Here is a 19,565-nt window from a genome sequence, read left to right on the forward strand (position 1 = left end):
TAAGGTGGTCGATAGTTGATTTTCAGAGTGCTAACGTTTTAAGAGGAATTTCCCATGGTTGATGGTGACGAAGTAATACGGGTATATGTAGGTGTCGATCGTTCGCAATTGCTCGCCGTTCCTGTTCTTGAATACTCCATCAAACGCCACACGACTGCAAATGTTGAAGTCATTCCGATGTTGGATCTCCCAGTTCCCGAGCCACTGGATCCGCGCAATGGTCAACGTACCGGTTTTTCATTCAGTCGTTTCTGCATTCCAAAGCTTTGCGGCTACAAGGGCAAGGCCATTTACATGGACGCAGACATGTTGGTGTTTCACGATATTCGTGAGTTGTGGAACATTCCGTTCGACGGTGCGAAAATTATAATCCAGCAAGAAGTCAAGTTTTCCGAAGCGTCGACCGACAAGGTTGGAGCGCCGAAAACTCGCAAGAAACAATGCGCCGTCATGCTGCTTGACTGTGAACAGTTGGACTGGGAAATCGAAACCATCGTTCAAGAAATGGATGAGGGCAAGTACGATTATGACCAGCTGATGTGGGAGCTGATCATTCTTGAGGAAAAATACGTCAAGTATGGCGTGCCTTTTGAGTGGAACAGCCTCGAGCATTTGGATAAAGACACTCGGTTGATTCATTACACCGACGTTTATACTCAGCCCTGGTCTGCTTGTGCAAATAAAAACGCCGGGCCATGGTTTGCGGAAGTTCGGTTGATGCTTAAAAATGGGGCGTTGACCGAGGCGGAAATCCAAAAAGAGATCGATCTTGGTTATTTCCGACCTTCATTGATTCGTGATATCAAATATCGTCATCTTGTTCCGTCGTTTCTCCATAGTCTTTGGGACAAGAAGAATGCGGCTCGGGACAAGCTTGCCGGTTATGTTCCTCATAAAGCCGTTTACGAAGCCAAGCGGCGCCGTCAGCAGGTTATCAAGGACTACGAAGCCAGGCTCCCAGCCAACAACTCTAACGGGCAAAAGGCTTCAAACGCATGATTACGTTGCTCAAGGCGCTTTTCAAAAAGCGCCATATCATCGCGCTGAATGAGTTTGATGTCCTCCTCGACGGGAACCCGAAGGGGAGGAATATTCTTATATTCACAGAGCAGGTGAATGCCACGTATTTCATTAGCTTTGATATCCCTCTGCGCGAGATGCATCAGCGAGGAGAGGTCAATGTCGCTGTGGTGTCGCAAAAACTAGTTTCGCAAAAGGGGGCTGGTTGCTGGGAACAGTGGAACGATAGCTTTAAACCTGAGTTGGTCATATTTACTCGATATGGTCAACCGTTTGGTGTGGATATACTCAAGTTCTTTAAAGCACTGAATGTTCCCGTCATCTATCACATTGACGATAACTTGCTTGAGCTACCCCCTTCTCTAGGGGCCGAAATTCAGAAGCGTCAAGGTGCTAAAGATGTCATTGATGCGCGTCGAAATTTGCTGGCGCAATGTGACCTGATTTATGCATCGACCCCTCATCTTGCCGAACTGCTCAAAAGTCTGTTTCCGAGGCAACATGTTTTTACTGGAGAGTATTTTCCGTACATGGGGCAACGGGTGACAGTTAATCGACAAGAGCGGCAGTACCAGACTATTGGGTACATGGGATCAAAAGGGCACCAGGAAGATCTGAATTTGGTGGTTCCGGTGCTTGAGCGATTACTCGAAGAGCAGCCGAAATTGCACTTTGAAGTATTCGGGACGATACAGATGCCCGAGCGTCTTTTGCGTTTTGGAGAAAGAGTCAAAAGCCATAAAGTCAACAAATCTTATACTGAATTCTTATCAGTCCTGGCTGGGTTGAACTGGGATATTGGTCTCGCTCCATTGGTCAATGAGGAGTTCAATCTTTGCAAGGCTCCCACGAAATATCTTGAATACTCTGCTGCCGGTATTCCCGTGGTGGCGTCGAATATTCCGGTTTACAGCATGATTATTCCGGAAGGCGCTGGAGTCTTGGTAAACGAAGATTGGTACTCAGCGTTGGTACTATATCTTGACTCGACAGACGCTAGAAAGCGGGCTGTTGAGATAGCTCAGTCTTATTGTTCTGAGCGCTATTCGCTTCATAAGCTCGAACAACAACTGACCACGATTTTTGATACGGTTAGCGTGTGTTGAGGCCTCATGGATTTTTTTTGAGGCGGTTGCAGGTGTTGAATAATTTTGTTATGCAAAAAAATAAATAGATGATGTGGGATTGGTGGCGATGTTATTCAACTCTATGGAATATGTAATTTTGCTGGGGATCACCCTGGCTTTCTACTGGTTGTGCCCATCATTGCGCGGCAGGCAATGGATCGTGCTGCTGTCCAGCTTGTATTTCTACATGAGTTGGAGCAAAGAGTTCGGCTTCATGTTGCTGGGGGTTATCGCCGTCAACTGGCTTATTGCCGGCAAGGTCTCGGCCACCAAAACGCGTGGTTGGCTGATTCTTTCGTGTGTGCTGAATCTCGCATTGCTGTGTTACTTCAAGTACATGAATTTCTTTCTGGAGAATATTGAGTACGTCGCCAGACTCAAGGACCCTTCGTTTGAAATAGGTTTGCTGAAGGTGATCCTGCCGCTCGGCATTTCGTTCTATGTTTTCGAATTGATTTCCTATCAGGTCGATGTCTACCAGAGAAAATTCAAGCACGAGAAGAACCCGGTCGTTTTCGCCATCTTCGTGTTGTTTTTTCCACACCTCATCGCCGGCCCTATCTGTCGGGCAAGCCAGTTCATGCCTCAGATACACGTGAAGCAACGACTGGATGGCGCTCATTGCTACAACGGCCTCTACTATTTTATCGCCGGCCTAGCACTCAAGTGCGGGATCGCTGACGGGATAGCTCCCTTTATCAACGTCATATTCAAGGCGCCAGACCAGTACTCCGGGCTTGACAATCTTTTCGCGGTTATCGGGTTTGGCGTACAGATCCTGTGCGACTTCTGGGGCTACTCGCTCATGGCCTTGGGAGCGGCGTTGCTTTTCGGTTATGTGCTGCCTTACAACTTCAATGCCCCCTATTCATCGCTGTCCATCAAGGACTTCTGGCGCCGTTGGCACATCACCCTGAGCAACTGGTTGAGAGATTACCTTTACATTGCGCTAGGTGGCTCGCGCACCCAGGCCAAATGGAAAATTCAACGAAACCTGATCCTGACTATGTTGCTGGGTGGATTGTGGCATGGCGCCAGCTGGAATTTCATCATCTGGGGTGGTTTGCACGGTGGTGCGCTGGCCATTAATCGCTGGTTCGAGAATAGCGGTTTGCCCTTGTCGTTGAAGCGAGTGCTGCAATGGGTACCGGTTGCGTGGTTGTTGACCATGACGGTGGTTTTTGTCGCGTGGATATTTTTCCGTGCAGCCAATGCGGGTGACGCAATGATGATGCTCGAGCGCATCGTTGTTCCCGCCTCGGGCTGGGCTCAAACGAAGCTCGCGCCATTGTTTTTCGAGTTGCTGCTTCTTTACCTGCCATTGCAATGGTTTGTTCACCGCACGACCTATCAGCATGATATTACGAACGCCTTTCCCTGGCAGGCGGCATTCGGCTTTGCCTCGTTGGTTCTTTTCTCTTACATCTATTATGTAGACGGTAATGACTTCATATACTTTCAATTCTAAAAGCTTGAGGTTGACGCGATCCAGTCTGCTCAAGTTATACGTACTGACGGCTGTATTGGTGGTCATTGGGTTTATTGGCCTGGAAGTTGCCGTTCGTTATCGTGAATCCCTCAAACAACCGGATGTCATGCAAAGTGCTTCGGCGTTGATGACGGCGTTGCCGAACATGACGATATCGGGGCGGGAACTGGGTAATCAGTTGCTGATTCAGAACGTTGCCTTGTTTGGCAAGTACCCCGATCCGGCTGAGGTGACCTCTGGCTACGTCGGTACTTCACGCAGTAAGGTGCTGCGCCCCAGCAAGTTCGGTGTGCCGGATGCGGTCGTGGGGGCCGGAAATACGTACAACGAAATTACTTATGGATTGTTGCTTCAGGCAGAAATCTTGCGCTTGAAGTTTCCAAATTTGAAGCGGGTTTACGTCGAAGCTTCTTTTTTGCTGCGACGTCCCGGCAGGTTGGTTGTCGAGCCTGACCATCTTAAGTACCTCCCGTTGTTTAAAACCCTGGCGCCCTTGTGCTCAAGTGATGTGCCAGGTTGCCAGCAGGTGTTTGCTGAGGCGGCCAAGCTGACCAACGCGTCAATGGCAAGCTGGAAGCCGGAGATGCGTTGGCACAGAAGTGAGTTTCGATTCTCGTCCTTGTTGCCGAGGTCACAGGAATCAATGCCTGTCCAAGCTGATCCTTTGCTTGGAAAACTTGAGGCAAACGGTGAGAAAAAGGGGCAATTCAAGGCCCTGACCGAAAAGGCCGAAATGCTGCCTGAAGTGACCAATGACAACATCAAGGTTCAACGCCTGAGGGATATTTCGAGCAACGCCCCGTGGGATGGTTTGTTTGACATGTTTGCCTTGTGGGGACGTGATCATGGTATCCAGATCGTGTTGTTTCAACCGCCAGTACGCTCGGATCTCTATGCATTTCAGGTCAAGTATGGCCTTCAACAGCACGTTGACGACCTGTTGCGCGTTTCCACGAAATATCAGATTCCCTTTATCGATCTCGATAAACCGGAATTGGATTACATGAAAGACTGGAGTCTGTTCAGTGACGAAGACCATATGGACGCGTGTGTCGGCAGCGGTTTACTTTTGTTGGCGCTAGAGGCCGGTGCCAATCGGTTTGAACAGCAGCATGATCTCTATCCTGTGCTGGAGCGGTCTGCTTTGGAGCGTGACAACGAACGTCTGAATGTGTGCAAAAAGTAGAGGCTCGCCATGGTTCAGGCGTGGAGAAATTGTGGTGAGTATTCGATGCTATATTGTATTGGATTTTTAAAATGTGTTTTGGCAAGGTGTTGTGAGAATGGTTAATCGGACTGTGCAGTGGTTCATCGCTCCGGAAGTAAGCGGTGATGAGCCCCTTTTACTGTTTTCTGCCTGTGACGCGGGTTATCTCGGTTATGCCATCTCTTTGATCAAAAGTGTAGATCTGTATTCTCCAGGTGCTACCTTCTTTTTACACGTCATCAATCCCGGTGCGGACACTGTGAGCCGTATCGGAATCCTGTCTGGCTGTTTGGTGTCGACACGACTCAGCGTATCATTCGAAACCATTGATCTTTCAGCTCTGAATATAGATCAGCAGCGCGCTTATTACGCCAGTGCCCGCTTTCTGCAACTTTCCAATATTCTGTCTGTATTTTCTGTTCCTGTGTTCAGTATTGATGCTGATTCGTTGGTGGTTAATCCGTTTGATTTTGATTTTTCGAACAAAACAGACGCCGACGTCATTATTGTTCGGCGAAACCTGACCGAGGATCAGCCAGAGCATTTGGCTATTGCTACGGGGTCTATCTGGCTGGCTCCTTCGGAAGGGATTATTCGGTTGCTGAGAGAAGTCTCCAGCGAAATCGACAAGGGCGTTGTTGAGCGCTCTCTAGAATGGTTCGTCGATCAAAGGTTGTTTTTCAGGCAGATGAACGCATATGCCGATCAGCTCAAGTTTTACAATTTGAAGCGTAAATATGCCGATTGGACATTTTCCACTTCCAGCATTCTCTGGGCCGGCAAAGGCGGTCTCAAACTTTATGACTTGCGTTTTTTTCTGCTTCAGAACCTGCTATGCGACGACGCGCAAAAACGTACCATTAGCCATCATCTGGCTGAAGAGTTTTTTACTGTAGACAACTCACTTGCCAATGAATGGATTCGTTCACGGATAGCCACGGCAGTAGAAGGGAAGTACCTCCAGAGCCTTAGTAATCGGTCCCTGAACCTGGAAGCGTCCACCCGGACTATTGCCTTTTACATTCCCAGACTCGACCTTCCCTGGAAGAGGATGCCGGCAACGTCAACCCAGTTTCCCGTGGTCAGTGATGACGTTATCGATTTGCGTTTGCGCTGGAAGGAATTTGCCGTGCGCATGGCTAATGCGCTTGAGCGTGCCGGTCTGACCGTCAATGTTATCGAGTTGCCAGGCTGGGAAATCGATCGTGAAAGAATTGACGCGGATGGCGCTGCTCTCGCGTTTGTTCCCCATCGATGTCACCTGAACTTTTTGGATGGCAAGACTCCGGTGTTGTTTTACATGCAAGAGTTCTTTCGATGGGCTTTTGTTGTCGATGGGCGGGGATGGAGTGCAGCGTCCAGCGTGTATCCCGTTGCACGAAATATCAACTCTGATAAGGCACAAACGTCTTTTAACGAATATCGAGCGCGTCTTGTGGATGGTCGCTTGGCTAGCAAGTTTGCCCAGCAAACTGCCAAGTCGAAGAGACAGTTGATTGATGAAGGTTTGTTACCATTTGATATCGGTGGCCGCTGGTTCCCCCGTCGCACTCTGCGCCCCTATATTTTTTTTCCTCTGCAGATTCCTACAGATCAATCGATTCAATTGTTCTCCGATTTTTCGGAACAAGTGCTTGTTGAGTCGTTGGTGGAATGGGCGAAGGAAAATGGCGTCACTGTGGTGCTGAAGCCTCATCCTGCAAACATGAAGAGCATGAAGCCTTTCGAGAAAATGGTCGATGATACGTACATTTTTTACAGCGAAGCCAATGTTCAGGATTTGATCGCGCATGCTACTGCGGTTTATACCATTAACAGTGGCGTGGGTTTTGAGGCGCTGCTGCAAGTCAAGCCCGTTGTCACTTTCGGTCGCGTCGAGTACGACTGTGTTACATTCAACGCGACGCCGGCCACTTTGGATGAGGCTTGGGGTTATGTTCAGAACAGTACCGCAGCTGAGTTGGAAGTAAGATACAAGAATTTTGTAGATTGGTTTCTTGAATGCTATGCGGTGGATATGTCTCAACCGGAAGCGTCAAAGGCCCGACTGGATGAAATTGCAGCGCAAGTTCTTTCGATAATTTCACAATTTGTTGTGCGCTGAGGATAGATCGTCACTATGATCGCAAGTATTATCAACTCAAGTTTAGCCCTGGCACGTCGCAGTATTGTCATGCAAATAAAGCAGCATGCATTGGGTTATGCTTGGACGCTAATCATCCCGATGCTTTACGCCGGCTGTTATATCTTTGTAAAACGTCAACTCAACGGTGAAGCCACCCACACGGTGGAAGGAAGCTGGGATGTATTGCGTGCCTTTGCCGGGATCACACTGTTTCAGTGCTGGATGCATATGGTTCAGGAAACTTCCGAATTCATTCGACGCAATCGTGGTTTGCTCAAGGGCATGAATGTGGGGCCCGTTCCTTTCGTGCTGGCCGTTGCGTTTGAGGGCGTTATCGCGCTGGTTATCAGAGTGGTACTGATCCTGATTGCTGTTCCTGTACTCGGGCTTACGTTGCCCACGGATATCTCGTCATGGCTTTGGTTTTTCTGCAGTCTGATTGCCTTGTTGATATCGGCTACCATGCTCGGCCTGCTGTTGGCGCCCTGGGCTGTACTATACGCCGATGTGCGTAAAGGCCTCAGTTCAATCAGCTTGCCGATGATTCTGATTTCCCCCATTTTTTATGCGGCCCTTGAGCAAAAAAGTGGCGCGTTGTTTTGGGTGAATGTTTTCAACCCTATTGCCTCTCCTCTGGCGGTCATCTCCCGATCCCTGCACGGTGAGGCGTCTGTTTATATGCTCCCGATGTTGATCGCGATGGGGGTTTCGCTTCTGGTACTGTGTTGGCTGATCAAGTCCTTGAGTCGTCAGGTGCCAATTCTTCTTGAACGGATGGGTAACTGATGAGTGCTTTGCTTGAAATCGACGGTTTGTGGAAGAAGTATTCCAGGGATCTGAAATCATCCGTCAAATATGCATCTAAAGACTTGCTGCGGGGGGCGTTGTCACGAGGCGCAGCATCCACTGAATTGCGCGACTCTGAGTTTTGGGCTCTGCGGGATATCAATGTTTCGTTGCGCAGAGGCGAAGTACTTGGAGTATTGGGACATAACGGCGCAGGAAAGAGCACGTTACTCAAGTGCATAGCGGGAAAGCTCGTTGCCGACCGCGGCAAGATTTCTCGCAAAGGGGAAATCGGATTCCTGCTCGAAATGAGTGCCGGATTTGTGCCTTCCATGACGGGCAGGGACAACGTATCTGTACGTGGTCAGCTTATGGGGAAATCCGGCAAAGAGCTCAAACACTACATTAGCGCTGTTCAGGATTTCGCCGGGCTCAATGAGTTTTTCGATTCCCCTGTGCAATTTTACAGCTCGGGGATGAAATCCCGTCTGGGATTTGCTGCCTCCACGGTCATTGAGCCCGACATCCTGATCATCGATGAAGTGCTCGCGGTGGGTGATCTTTCATTTCGGCTGCAGTGTTATGAACGAGTCAATGAGCTGGCAAGGAATGCTGCGGTGTTGTTTGTCTCTCATTCCATCGGACAAGTTGCACGCATGTGCGATCGCGGTTTCTTTCTTGAGAAGGGCCGGGTCATTTTTGATGGCGGCATACAACAAGCCATTTCCATCTACCAGGACAAGTTGGGTGACCAAAGCGAGAAGAAACGCGGTCACGTGTTGAATCCGGAACTGGTGTCATTTGACTTGTTGATTGATGGAAGCGTACTGCCTTCGGGACAGACTATCCCTTATGGCGCGCAAATGGCTCTGGATATCGATGTTTCCAGGCTGCCTGCCAATGCTCAGGTCTGTGTATTTTTAAGAGACAGTTCGCAAGGTGTTCTCATGGATTGGAACTCAGCTCGTTGTAACTTGAGTTGGCCTGACGCTGCCAGTCGGCTGGTCGCTCAGTTGGGCGGCGCAGAGTTGGCCCCTGGCCCCTATTCCTTGTCCATCCAGGTAATGAGCCCGGATGGGGTCAGTCACCTGTCCTTGTCAGAAAGTGTTGCATTCAGGGTCAGTGGAGAATACTTGAATGCCGTGCCTGTACAGAAGCTTGCTGACTGGCGGTTTGGAGGGCCCCAGGTATGAACCTGCAGACCGACGATCATCCAACGGAAATGGCTAGAAACACTGTTCTGACGCCGGTCCGCGTCTTTGTAGCCGCCACCCCGGCTGAATGGCTGCCAATGCGAGTGCTGGAATTTTCGATCAGAGAGCGGTCTTCGCTGCCGGTCGAACTGTCGGCGATTTATAGCCATCAGCGACCAATCCCTCAGCCTAAGTGCCTGGAAAACCGGGCCCGTACACCGTTTTCCTTTCAGCGGTTCCTCATCCCGGAGTTGTGTCAGTTCAAAGGGCGAGCCATTTATATGGACGCCGACATGCAAGTCTTTGATGACATTGAAGGGCTTTGGAACCAGTCGTTTTTTGACAATCACCTGTTGACGGTAGAGAGCGGCACTCAAGGCCGCCGCTCGCAATTCAGCGTCATGGTGTTGGACTGCGAGCGATTAAACTGGAAGATAGAAGATATTGTCGCTGATCTGGACAGTGGGGCGCTTGAATACCGCACATTGATGTTCGAAATGAGCGTTGCAAAGAAAATCGGCTACTCGGTGCCAGTGACATGGAACTCTCTGGAGCACTACTCGGCTGGGCAGACGTCATTGCTGCATTACACCGACATGAACACTCAACCTTGGGTCTCTCTCGAGAATCCAAACGGTCATGTCTGGATGGCGTGCCTTAGAAGAGCTATCGAAAGCGGCTTTATTAGCCGTGCCGAGGTCGCGAGGGAGGTTGACCAGCGTCATGTAAGGCCAACGCTGTTAGCCCAGATCGACTCTGGCATAGATCATACGTCTGAGTTGAGTGTCACTGCGGTGATTCGTGATTTTGCGTTTCAGGCGCCTTATCACAAGTTGGGCAAGAAATGGCTGGGTCGACTCAGAACCCGCACGCTGTATTACGTACGACTGTGCCAATATCTCATTAAAAAACTGTGACCGGAGCCAGTATCACTTTTTGAAAAGGGCACCTTGTATCGGTGCCCGCTGCGCCGACCTAAATCTTGTTCAGGCAGATGGCCAGAATGAGGCTGATGTTACCTGCCAGAGTCTGGCGATAAACACCTGATTTTTTCATGAGGCGAAACCTCTTGAAGATCGAGCTTTGACGTCCTTGTTTGAAGTCATTCAATATCTGCCGGTTCAGGGGTGTTAGCTCCCCTTCAAGCAATTCAAGAATCTGCACATTTGAATCACTCCAGCGGCTGAAGCGTCCGTCGATCAACTTACCGATACGTATCATGCGTTCTTTGAAGCCGGAATTGGCACCGATGACATTGCCACCGTGCTGGCGGTAGTCCAGCGTCGGTTCTGAGTCGTAGATTACGTTTCCGCCACAGGCCGTCGTTAAGAGATAGGTAAGCCAGTCGTGCGCGACAATGGTCATGGCGTGTGGGGTCTTGTTCAAGAGGTCCCGTGCTACGCCATTGAGGAGCATGGTATTGGCGCCGGCAATGCTTTGGATCAGCGCATTCTGGAAGACCGGGGCTCGTTTGAAGTCAGGTGAAAAACCAATAATTCTGCGGTTTTCGTCGATAAGGCGAGTTCGCGAACAATATAGGGCCGGCAGATCGGCGGGTAACGACTGCAATTGTCGGATACTTCTTTCCAGCTTGTTATCGAACCAGATATCGTCCTGATCACTGAATGCAAAAAAATCCGCTTTTATATTCTCGTTTCTTACCAGCGACATGAAGTTTTCAGCAAAGCCTGCACGCGGACCGCTGAACACTTGTATGCGTTGTGCGTTGATCAGATCCTGGTAATTTTCAAGCAGTGCAAGAGTCCCATCGGTAGAACCATCATCCGAAATGTATAGCGTCCACTTTTGATGTGTCTGGGCAATGAAGGAATCAATTTGTTCTTTGAGAAATGCGTAGCCGTTAAACGTACACAGAAGTATTGCTACTTCAGGGGGCGTCGGTGAATTCCTTGAGGTTTCGACGAATAGCTCAGCGTCTGATCTACCGGACAGGGGCGGTTGCTGGTCCATGCGTCCTCGCATCTTGAGTTTAAAAATTGCATTCTTAATATGTTAAAAAAAGACTGATATCCACTTGACATCATTTCGGATGATAGAGCGGCCGTCGGGAATGCGCACAACGCGTGCATTTTATCTGTCTGGAAGGTTTAATCTCTACTTTTTTACGCTTTACTAGCGACTAGAGTGAATACTGAAGCGTGCCCGGACCCTCGGTGCCTGCTTCGCTTGTCGAAGGAATTGTTCTGTGACTGTGGTGCGATCCCTGCATGGTTTGGACTAACTGAGATCAAAAATGGAAGGAAGGGGAATGGACAAACTGCGGATATTCCTTTTGGGAATGCCTCGCCAGAGAAAGCGCCTGATTCAGGTGATCATGGACGTGTTCCTGGTCTGGATCTCGCTGTGGGGTTCGTTCGTGGTTCGATTGGGTATAGACGATTTGCTTGAGCCTTTGAGGGCTCACCTGTGGTTGTTTCTCTGCGCACCAGTGATTGCGATTCCTCTATTCATTCGATTTGGTATGTATCGGGCAGTCATGCGCTACTTTGGCAACGATGCGTTGATAGCCATTATCAAGGCGGTCAGCCTTTCTGCGCTCGTTTTAGCTGTGGTCGTTTTCTGGTACAGCAACCACCAAGCCGTCGTCCCACGCTCCATCATTTTCAACTACTGGTGGCTAAGCCTCGTCATCATCGGCGGCCTGCGCCTGTGCATGCGCCAATACTTCATGGGCGACTGGTTCACCGCCGCCCAGCACGTACCGTTCACCAGTCGCGATGACGGCCTGACCAAAGTCGCCATCTACGGCGCAGGCGTGGCAGGCAATCAGTTGGTTGCTGCATTGCGCATGGGACGGGTGATGCGCCCCGTGGCATTCATCGACGACGACCCCAGCATCTCCGATCGCTCTATCTCAGGCCTTCAGGTCTACAAACCCAAACACATCCAGCAGATGATCGACGTCACCGGCGCCCAGGAAATTCTCCTGGCCCTACCGTCATCCACCCGCGCACGACGCCGGGAAATTCTCAATCTGCTGGAAGGCTATCCGCTTCACGTACGAAGTGTTCCGAACTTCACCGATCTGGCCAGCGGCCGGGTCAAGGTTGAAGACATTCAGGAAGTCGATATCGCTGACTTGCTGGGCCGTGATGCCGTGCCAGCCCAGGCTGATTTGCTTGAGCGCTGTATCAAAGGCAAGACCGTGATGGTCACTGGCGCTGGCGGGTCGATCGGTTCTGAGCTGTGCCGGCAGATTTTCTCCCTTGGCCCGACCACGCTTCTGCTGTTTGAGCACAGTGAGTTCAACCTCTACAGCATCCTGTCGGAATTGGAGCAACGCGCCTGCCGTGAGTCGGTAACGGTCAAGTTGCTGCCCATCCTCGGCTCCATTCGTCATCCGCACAAACTGCTTGATGTGATGAAGACCTGGCGCGTAGATACCGTTTATCACGCAGCCGCTTATAAACATGTGCCGATGGTCGAGCACAACATTGCCGAAGGTGTGCTGAACAACGTCATTGGCACGTTGAACACCGCTCAGGCTGCCTTGCAGTCGGGTGTGGCCAACTTTGTGTTGATCTCCACCGATAAAGCGGTTCGTCCGACCAACATCATGGGCAGCACCAAGCGTCTGGCGGAGTTGACCCTTCAGGCACTCAGTCGTGAAGTCGCCCCGGTATTGTTTGGCGACAAGGCCAATGTATCCCGGGTCAACAAAACCCGTTTCACCATGGTTCGTTTTGGCAATGTGCTTGGGTCGTCCGGTTCGGTGATTCCGTTGTTCCACAGCCAAATCAAATCCGGTGGGCCGTTGACGGTCACGCACCCGAAGATCACCCGTTACTTCATGACCATTCCCGAAGCCGCCCAACTGGTGATCCAGGCCGGTTCCATGGGGCAGGGCGGTGATGTGTTCGTGCTGGACATGGGGGAGCCGGTGAAGATCATCGAGCTGGCGGAGAAGATGATTCACCTGTCCGGTTTGAGCATCCGCTCGGAAAAGAACCTGCACGGTGACATTTCCATTGAGTTCACGGGGTTGCGCCCGGGCGAGAAGCTCTACGAAGAGTTGCTGATCGGGGATAACGTCGCTGCGACGCCACATCCGATGATCATGACCGCCAACGAAGATCATTTGCCATGGGACGTGCTCAAAGGGCGTTTGACTGAGTTGTTGCTCGCGGTCGAGGAGGACGATTACTCCCGCGTGCGTCAGCTCCTGCGCGAAACGGTCAGCGGCTACACCCCCGACGGCGAGATCGTCGACTGGATCCACCAGCAACGCCGTCTCGAGCCCTGATTGTTTCACATCCTGTAACGGACACATTTTTGACAGCTCCATCACATCGCCTAAGTTTAGGGAGCAGCTTCGGAAAAGCTGCTTTCTCAATCGATGTCATGGAGCTTCATTTATGCGTACTGGCTATTTCTACTCTCTGGTTTTTGCCCTGCTCACTAGCGCCTCTATCGCGGCCATTGCTGCGCCGGCAGCGGCGCCGGAGGCTGCCAAGGCACCCTTGATGCTGGACGTTGCCGCCAAGGCTCAAACCGGTAAGGTCGATCTCAATGGAGCCGATGCGCCGACTCTGCAGCGCGAGTTGTCCGGGATTGGTGAAGCGAAGGCCAAGGCGATTGTTGCGTATCGTGAGAGTAATGGGCCGTTTTCGTCCGTTGACGAATTGCTGGAAGTGAAAGGGATCGGCAAAGCCATTCTGGACAAGAATCGCGAGAAGCTGGAAGTGAACTAAGCTTGTAAATCCACACCAAGAGGCCGGTCATTGACCGGCCTTTTTGCATATTGCTGCAGATGGGGTGATCTGACGCCTTTCATCGGAGGACAAAAAATTACGGCTATCATATGGCGCTTAAATTATGCCTATAATAAATTCGTCATTCGCTGAAGCGCCCTGATTTTTAGGCGCTCGCCTTCCTCAAGCATCCTCCAGGAGTATTGTCATGAATTCTGTCCAGACCCAAGGTACGGCCCTTGTCACCGGCGCATCTTCCGGCATCGGCGCGGTTTACGCGGAGCGGTTGGCGGCGCGTGGTTTTGATTTGTTGCTGGCGGCTCGTGATCTAGATCGGCTGGAGGCAGCAGCGAGCAAGTTGCGCGCCGCGCATGGCGTTCAGGTGGAAGTGCTCAAGGCGGATCTGACGCAAAAGGATGATGTATTGAAGCTTGAGCAGCGTCTGCGCAGCGATTCGAGTATCAGCCTGTTGCTGAACAACGCCGGTGTCGCGGCGGATGGTTTGCTCGCCAACGCGGATATGGATCAGCTGGAGCGGTTGATTCAGCTGAACGTCACCACGGTGACGCGGCTGGCCTCGGCAGCGGCGGCCGGGTTTTCCAAGGCCGGTCGCGGGACGATCATTAACATTGCATCCGTGGTGGCGTTGTTTCCGGAGCGATTCAACGCGACGTACAGCGCGAGCAAGGCTTATGTGTTGAGCCTGACTCAGTCGTTGAACGCCGAACTGGAGGGAACCGGGGTCCAGGTTCAAGCGGTGTTGCCAGGCGTAACACGCACTGAAATCTGGGAGCGTTCCGGTATCGATGCGACCCAGATTCCGGCGGACATGGTCATGGAAGCGGGGGAGATGGTCGACGCGGCATTGTCGGGTCTGGATCAGGGTGAATTGATCACCATTCCTTCCTTGCCGAATCTCTCTGAGTGGGAGTCCTATGTAGCGGCGCGTCATGCGATGGCGCCGAATCTGTCCAGAAGCACGGCCGCCACGCGTTACAAGTGAGGCGTCATGAATCGGTTTGAGGTATTTGCACTATGAGTAATCGTCGAGTGGTGGTTACAGGCATGGGCCTGGTGTCGCCGTTGGGTAGTGGCGTTGAAGCGGTTTGGGCGCGTCTGTTGGCCGGGCGCTCCGGGTTGCGGGCATTGCCGGACGAAGTGGTTGCCGATCTGCCGGCCAAGGTCGGTGGCGCGGTGCAGACTCTGGCGGAAGATCCCGAGGCGGGTTTTGATCCGGATCGAGCGACGGCGCCCAAAGAGCAGAAGAAGATGGACCGCTTCATTATGTTTGCCATGGAGGCGGCGCGTCAGGCCCTGGAGCAGGCCGGTTGGCAACCGCAGGACGCCAACGCCCAGGAGCGTACTGCCACCATTATTGGCTCGGGCGTGGGTGGTTTCGGCGCGATTGCCGATGCGGTGCGCACCACCGATAACCGTGGCCCGCGACGTTTGTCGCCGTTCACCATTCCTTCGTTTCTGGTCAATCTTGCCGCGGGCCATGTGTCGATCGAGCACGGTTTCAAGGGCCCTTTGGGGGCTCCGGTAACAGCGTGCGCGGCTGGGGTTCAGGCGATTGGTGACGCGGCGCGGTTGATTCGATGTGGCGAGGCGGATATCGCAGTGTGCGGCGGTGCGGAGGCGGCGATCGATCGGGTCAGCCTGGCCGGGTTCGCGGCAGCTCGGGCCTTGTCCAGCGGTTACAACGACACCCCGGAGCGCGCCTCGCGACCGTTCGACAGTGGTCGCGATGGCTTTGTGATGGGCGAGGGCTCAGGTCTTCTGGTGATCGAATCCCTGGAACATGCCCTGGCGCGCGGCGCTCAGCCGTTGGCCGAGTTGGTCGGTTACGGCACCAGCGCCGACGCCTATCACCTGACCGCGGGGCCTGAAGATGGCAGCGGTGCGCGTCGGGCGATGTCGCTGGCGTTGGCTCAGGCGGGCATTTCGCCGGCACAGGTGCAGCATCTCAATGCTCATGCGACTTCAACACCGGTTGGCGATCTTGGGGAATTGGCGGCCATCAAGTCGTTGTTCGGCTCGGACAACAAGATCGCGGTAACGTCGACCAAGTCCGCGACCGGGCATTTGCTCGGCGCCGCAGGCGGGATCGAGGCGATCTTTACGCTGTTGGCGCTCCGCGATCAGGTGGTGCCAGCCACGCTCAACTTCGATAACCCGGATCCGGCGGCCGAAGGCGTGGACATCGTTCACGGTCAGGCGCGGCCAATGAACATCGACTACGCGATGTCCAACGGCTTCGGATTTGGCGGCGTGAACGCCAGCGTGTTGTTCAAATACTGGGAGGACTAATTCACGACAGGTAATGGCACGAATAGTGATTACTCATTCGCTGACGATTGTTGAACAATCATGAGGCACTGAGTATGAACAGCGGACTGTCCCTGGCCGACCACATCACATTGGAGTTACGCGCTGACATCATCGGCGGTCGTTTGCTGCCCGGCATGGCGTTGGTGGAAAACGATCTGGTGTCGGCTTACAACGCCTCGCGAAACACCATTCGCGAGGCGTTGCACCGTTTGGGGCAAGAAGGGTTGACCCGTTATGTCCGCAACAAGGGTGTAATGGTGCGCAGGTTGGGGGTTGATGATGTGCGTGATCTGTTCAAGGTCCGTCGCACCCTGGAACTGCAAGCCATCAGCGCCAGTCAGCCATTGCGTGAGTATCAATCCGACCGGATGCTCGAAGCTTTGGAGGCCACCGAGCTGGCCCGGGAGCGTGAGGACTGGCGCGCCGTCGGTACCCACAGCCTGGCATTTCATCAACACATCGTCGGATTGCTGCGCAGTCCATTGTTCGATGAGTTCTTCACCAACGTCGTCGCGCAACTGCGCCTGGTGTTTTGCACCGCTCCCGATGAATCACGTTTTCAGGCGCCCTGGCTGGCGCGTGATCGGCAGATACATGACTTGTTGACCGACGGCGATAAGCGCGCGGCCGGCGACGCCATGAGCCTTTATCTCGACGACTCCGAACACCTCCTGTTGCAGATGCTTGCTCCTTCTTCCCATCACTGATCGAGGATTTGTGCCATGTACAAAGACTATCCGGCGGCCTATCAAGTCAGCAAAGGCTCGGCCTTGCAGGTAGACACGGCTTTCTACGAGAGAGTCCGGGATAAAAAGGAGGGGCGCACGCTGATCGAGCAGTTTGAAGTGCCGATCCGCACCGGCCGCGCGTGGAATGTGCCGGCCGGGCATGTGTTCAGGGTCACGACCCCGGTCGGCCCGCAAGTCGGGGACTTCAATGTCTGGAATGCCCACGATCCGCGTGAGCGCTTGTGGGCGGCGCGAACTCGGCAGTTGCAGGGTGCCCATGTCAGCACCCATGACCGGCTTTGGTCGAATCTGCCTTTCTTACGACCGCTGGTGACCATCACCGACGATAGCCTGGCCGGATACGGCATCGACGAACATGGCGGGCGTTTGCACGATTTGCTGGGGACGCGCTGCGATCCGTATGTGAACAAAATGCTTACGGGCGAGGACTTCCATCATCACTGCCACTCGAATTTGACTCGAGCCGTATTACCCCATGGCCTGACCGAGTTTGACGTGCATGACGTGCTGAACATTTTCCAGTGCACTGGCCTGAACCACGACGACCTGTACTTCATGAAAGCCTGCCCGGCGCAGAAGGGCGATTACCTGGAGTTCTTTGCCGAGATTGATTTGCTGTGTGCGCTATCGACCTGCCCGGGTGGCGACCTGTCGCTCGCCATGTGGGGACCGGACGCGCAGGATCCTTTGAGCGTGTGTCGCCCGCTGGGAGTGGAGATTTACCGGTTGGAGGATTCGTTGCTTGAGGGCTGGAGCCAGCCGGAGCGCGCGGCTTACAAAGGGTTGCATGGCTTGCACATCGCCAAGGCCGATTGGGAAAAGTAGAAACGCAAAACCCTGTCATTCAATGAGAATGACAGGGTTTTTGTTTTAGCGGTCCTGCGCATCCTTGGCATCCGCTTCCGCATTACGTTCGGCGACGCGCTTACGTTGCTCTTCAGTCAATTCGACCTTGTTAGCGGTGTCGCGCAGCATCATCAAACCGCCAACGATCGAGCCGATGGCAACGATCAGAATTAACCAGGCATACCAAGGCATAGGAGTTCTCCTTAAGGGCAGGCCGGTGGGCGAGCGTTTCGCCAGCCGATCCTGCATACCACTTTTGAGCGATGGGATTTCGCAGTGGTTCCATTCTATGCCTGATCTGACAGCAGCACTGCGGCTGTTTAGAGCCCGGTCAACATCGCATCCGCCGGCGCATCGGCCCGCAACTGCGCCGTCAGCATGAAGTACACAAAACCCGCTGCCATGAAGCCGAGGAAGATCAACCCGATCAAGGCATTGAACCAGGCCATCGCCACCAGGCAAACCACCGCCAGCAGCAGCGCAATGAATGGCACTAATGGGTAGCAAGGCGCGCGGAAGGTGCGTTCCAGATTTGGCTCGGTTTTGCGCAGTTTGAAAAGGCTGAGCATGCTCATGATGTACATCACGATCGCGCCGAATACCGCCATGGTGATCATCGCCGCCGTCAGCGTCATGCCGCCGAGGTTGATCAAGCCGTCGCTGTAGATCGCCGCGATGCCGATCACGCCACCGGCGATGATCGCCCGGTGCGGAGTCTGGAAACGCGACAGTTTGGCCAGGGATGCCGGCAGGTAACCGGCACGGGCGAGGGCGAAGAACTGCCGCGAGTAGCCGAGGATGATCCCGTGGAAACTCGCCACCAAGCCGAACAGGCCGATCCACACCAGCATGTGCAACCAGCCAGAGCTTTCGCCGACCACGGCTTTCATGGCTTGCGGCAGCGGATCGTTGATGTTCGACAGGGTGCGCCAGTCGCCGACGCCGCCTGCGAAGAACATCACGCCCATGGCCAGCAGTACCAGGGTCAGGATGCCGCTGATGTAGGCCTTGGGAATCGTGCGTTTCGGGTCCTTGGCTTCTTCGGCGGCCATGGCCGCGCCTTCGATGGCCAGGAAGAACCAGATGGCAAATGGAATGGCCGCGAACATGCCGGCAATCGCCGGCGCACCGAACACATCAGAACCGGCCCAGCCGTTGAGGGCGAAGTTGCTGAAGCTGAATGCCGGGGCGACCACGCCCATGAACACCAGCAATTCGGCGACTGCCAATACGCAGACCACCAGCTCGAAGGTCGCGGCGAGTTTCACGCCGAGAATGTTCAGGCCCATAAACACGATGTAGGCACCGACCGCCGCGTGTTTCGGGTCGAGGGCCGGAAATTGCACGTTCAGGTAGGCACCGATCGCCAGGGCAATCGCCGGTGGGGCGAAGACGAATTCGATCAGGGTTGCCAGCCCGGCAATCAATCCACCTTTTTCACCAAAGGCACGGCGGCTGTAGGCAAAGGGACCGCCGGCATGGGGAATTGCGGTGGTCAGTTCGGTGAAACTGAATATGAAGCAGGTGTACATCGTGGCGACCATGAAGGACGTCACCAGAAAGCCAAGTGTTCCGGCAACGCCCCAGCCGTAACTCCAGCCGAAGTATTCACCGGAAATCACCAGCCCGACCGCGATACCCCACAGGTGCAGAGTGCCCAGCGTGGGTTTGAGTTGTGTGTTCATGCGTTGCTCCCTGAACGGTTTGGAAAACTCGGGGAGGGCGTTTGCAGCGGGCGTGCCATTTTGCAGGTGGGCGTCGTAAAGCGCTGAAAGCTGTCGTATCGGGGATGTTCGCGGCTGGATGAGTGCTTTTTGTGCGCCAGTTGGGAGCGTTGTTGTCTGTTCTGCCGCCTTCGCGGGCAAGCCCGCTCCCACAGGTTTTTGCGATTCCCGGGCAAACGCATTCCATTGTGGGAGCGGGCTTGCCCGCGATGAGGCCCGCCCGGGCACCACTGTAACAAAGCCATAACCCCACTCT

Annotated in this window: 17 protein-coding genes; 14 read left to right on the plus strand and 3 right to left on the minus strand. The window is 53.4% G+C overall.

All coding sequences use genetic code 11. The features are described from left to right. Window positions 1-54 precede the first annotated feature (54 nt). From PSH65_RS08590 to PSH65_RS08625, 8 genes are all read left to right on the plus strand, one after another. The gene (locus PSH65_RS08590; RefSeq protein ID WP_305425816.1) at window positions 55-999 is read left to right on the plus strand and encodes a glycosyltransferase; all 945 of its coding nucleotides are present in this window, start codon (window positions 55-57) and stop codon (window positions 997-999) included. Further along, window positions 996-2,126: a glycosyltransferase gene (locus PSH65_RS08595; protein ID WP_305425817.1), complete on the plus strand. Its 1,131-nt coding sequence runs from the start codon at window positions 996-998 to the stop codon at window positions 2,124-2,126. The genes PSH65_RS08590 and PSH65_RS08595 overlap by 4 nt, the downstream gene beginning before the upstream one ends. Window positions 2,127-2,214: 88 nt before the next feature. Continuing rightward, a complete protein-coding gene (locus PSH65_RS08600; RefSeq protein WP_305425818.1) occupies window positions 2,215-3,615 on the plus strand; it encodes an MBOAT family protein in 1,401 nt (466 codons plus the stop codon). Then, on the plus strand, window positions 3,590-4,822 hold the full coding sequence (locus PSH65_RS08605) for a hypothetical protein (protein WP_305425819.1): 1,233 nt from the start codon (window positions 3,590-3,592) through the stop codon (window positions 4,820-4,822). The genes PSH65_RS08600 and PSH65_RS08605 overlap by 26 nt, the downstream gene beginning before the upstream one ends. Before the next feature lie 97 nt (window positions 4,823-4,919). Then, a complete protein-coding gene (locus PSH65_RS08610; RefSeq protein WP_305425820.1) occupies window positions 4,920-6,947 on the plus strand; it encodes a hypothetical protein in 2,028 nt (675 codons plus the stop codon). Window positions 6,948-6,962: 15 nt separating this feature from the next. After that, window positions 6,963-7,754: an ABC transporter permease gene (locus PSH65_RS08615; protein WP_305425821.1), complete on the plus strand. Its 792-nt coding sequence runs from the start codon at window positions 6,963-6,965 to the stop codon at window positions 7,752-7,754. Beyond that, on the plus strand, window positions 7,754-8,947 hold the full coding sequence (locus PSH65_RS08620) for an ABC transporter ATP-binding protein (RefSeq protein ID WP_305425822.1): 1,194 nt from the start codon (window positions 7,754-7,756) through the stop codon (window positions 8,945-8,947). The genes PSH65_RS08615 and PSH65_RS08620 overlap by 1 nt, the downstream gene beginning before the upstream one ends. Beyond that, window positions 8,944-9,864 carry a glycosyltransferase gene (locus PSH65_RS08625; protein ID WP_305425823.1) on the plus strand — a complete coding sequence of 307 codons (921 nt, stop codon included), beginning with the start codon at window positions 8,944-8,946 and terminating at the stop codon, window positions 9,862-9,864. The genes PSH65_RS08620 and PSH65_RS08625 overlap by 4 nt, the downstream gene beginning before the upstream one ends. A gap of 58 nt (window positions 9,865-9,922) precedes the next feature. Here the strand turns inward: PSH65_RS08625 and PSH65_RS08630 are convergent, their stop codons facing one another. Continuing rightward, complete coding sequence (locus PSH65_RS08630; protein WP_305425824.1) at window positions 9,923-10,918, minus strand: glycosyltransferase family 2 protein; 996 nt, start codon at window positions 10,916-10,918, stop codon at window positions 9,923-9,925. Window positions 10,919-11,216: 298 nt separating this feature from the next. Between PSH65_RS08630 and PSH65_RS08635 the strand changes: the two genes are divergently transcribed. From PSH65_RS08635 to PSH65_RS08660, 6 genes are all read left to right on the plus strand, one after another. Next, window positions 11,217-13,211, plus strand: coding sequence for a nucleoside-diphosphate sugar epimerase/dehydratase (locus tag PSH65_RS08635; protein ID WP_305425825.1), 1,995 nt, complete (start codon window positions 11,217-11,219; stop codon window positions 13,209-13,211). A 112-nt stretch (window positions 13,212-13,323) separates the two neighbouring features. After that, complete coding sequence (locus PSH65_RS08640; RefSeq protein ID WP_048395905.1) at window positions 13,324-13,659, plus strand: helix-hairpin-helix domain-containing protein; 336 nt, start codon at window positions 13,324-13,326, stop codon at window positions 13,657-13,659. 208 nt (window positions 13,660-13,867) lie between these two features. Beyond that, on the plus strand, window positions 13,868-14,662 hold the full coding sequence (locus PSH65_RS08645) for an SDR family oxidoreductase (protein ID WP_305425827.1): 795 nt from the start codon (window positions 13,868-13,870) through the stop codon (window positions 14,660-14,662). Between the two features lie 32 nt (window positions 14,663-14,694). Next, on the plus strand, window positions 14,695-15,969 hold the full coding sequence (gene fabF / locus PSH65_RS08650; RefSeq protein ID WP_305425828.1) for a beta-ketoacyl-ACP synthase II: 1,275 nt from the start codon (window positions 14,695-14,697) through the stop codon (window positions 15,967-15,969). A 74-nt stretch (window positions 15,970-16,043) separates the two neighbouring features. Further along, window positions 16,044-16,697 (plus strand): GntR family transcriptional regulator, encoded by a 654-nt coding sequence (locus tag PSH65_RS08655; protein ID WP_305425829.1) that lies wholly within the window; start codon window positions 16,044-16,046, stop codon window positions 16,695-16,697. A gap of 15 nt (window positions 16,698-16,712) precedes the next feature. Continuing rightward, window positions 16,713-17,564, plus strand: coding sequence for a DUF1989 domain-containing protein (locus PSH65_RS08660; RefSeq protein WP_305425830.1), 852 nt, complete (start codon window positions 16,713-16,715; stop codon window positions 17,562-17,564). 45 nt (window positions 17,565-17,609) lie between these two features. Here PSH65_RS08660 and PSH65_RS08665 read toward each other — a convergent pair whose 3' ends face one another. Continuing rightward, a complete protein-coding gene (locus PSH65_RS08665; protein WP_008006000.1) occupies window positions 17,610-17,777 on the minus strand; it encodes a DUF2897 family protein in 168 nt (55 codons plus the stop codon). Between the two features lie 128 nt (window positions 17,778-17,905). After that, window positions 17,906-19,270, minus strand: coding sequence for an ethanolamine permease (gene eat / locus PSH65_RS08670; RefSeq protein ID WP_305425831.1), 1,365 nt, complete (start codon window positions 19,268-19,270; stop codon window positions 17,906-17,908). Between the last annotated feature and the right edge of the window lie 295 nt (window positions 19,271-19,565).

Origin of the sequence: Pseudomonas sp. FP603 (assembly GCF_030687415.1) — a bacterium.
Classification (GTDB): Bacteria; Pseudomonadota; Gammaproteobacteria; order Pseudomonadales; family Pseudomonadaceae; genus Aquipseudomonas; species Aquipseudomonas wuhanensis.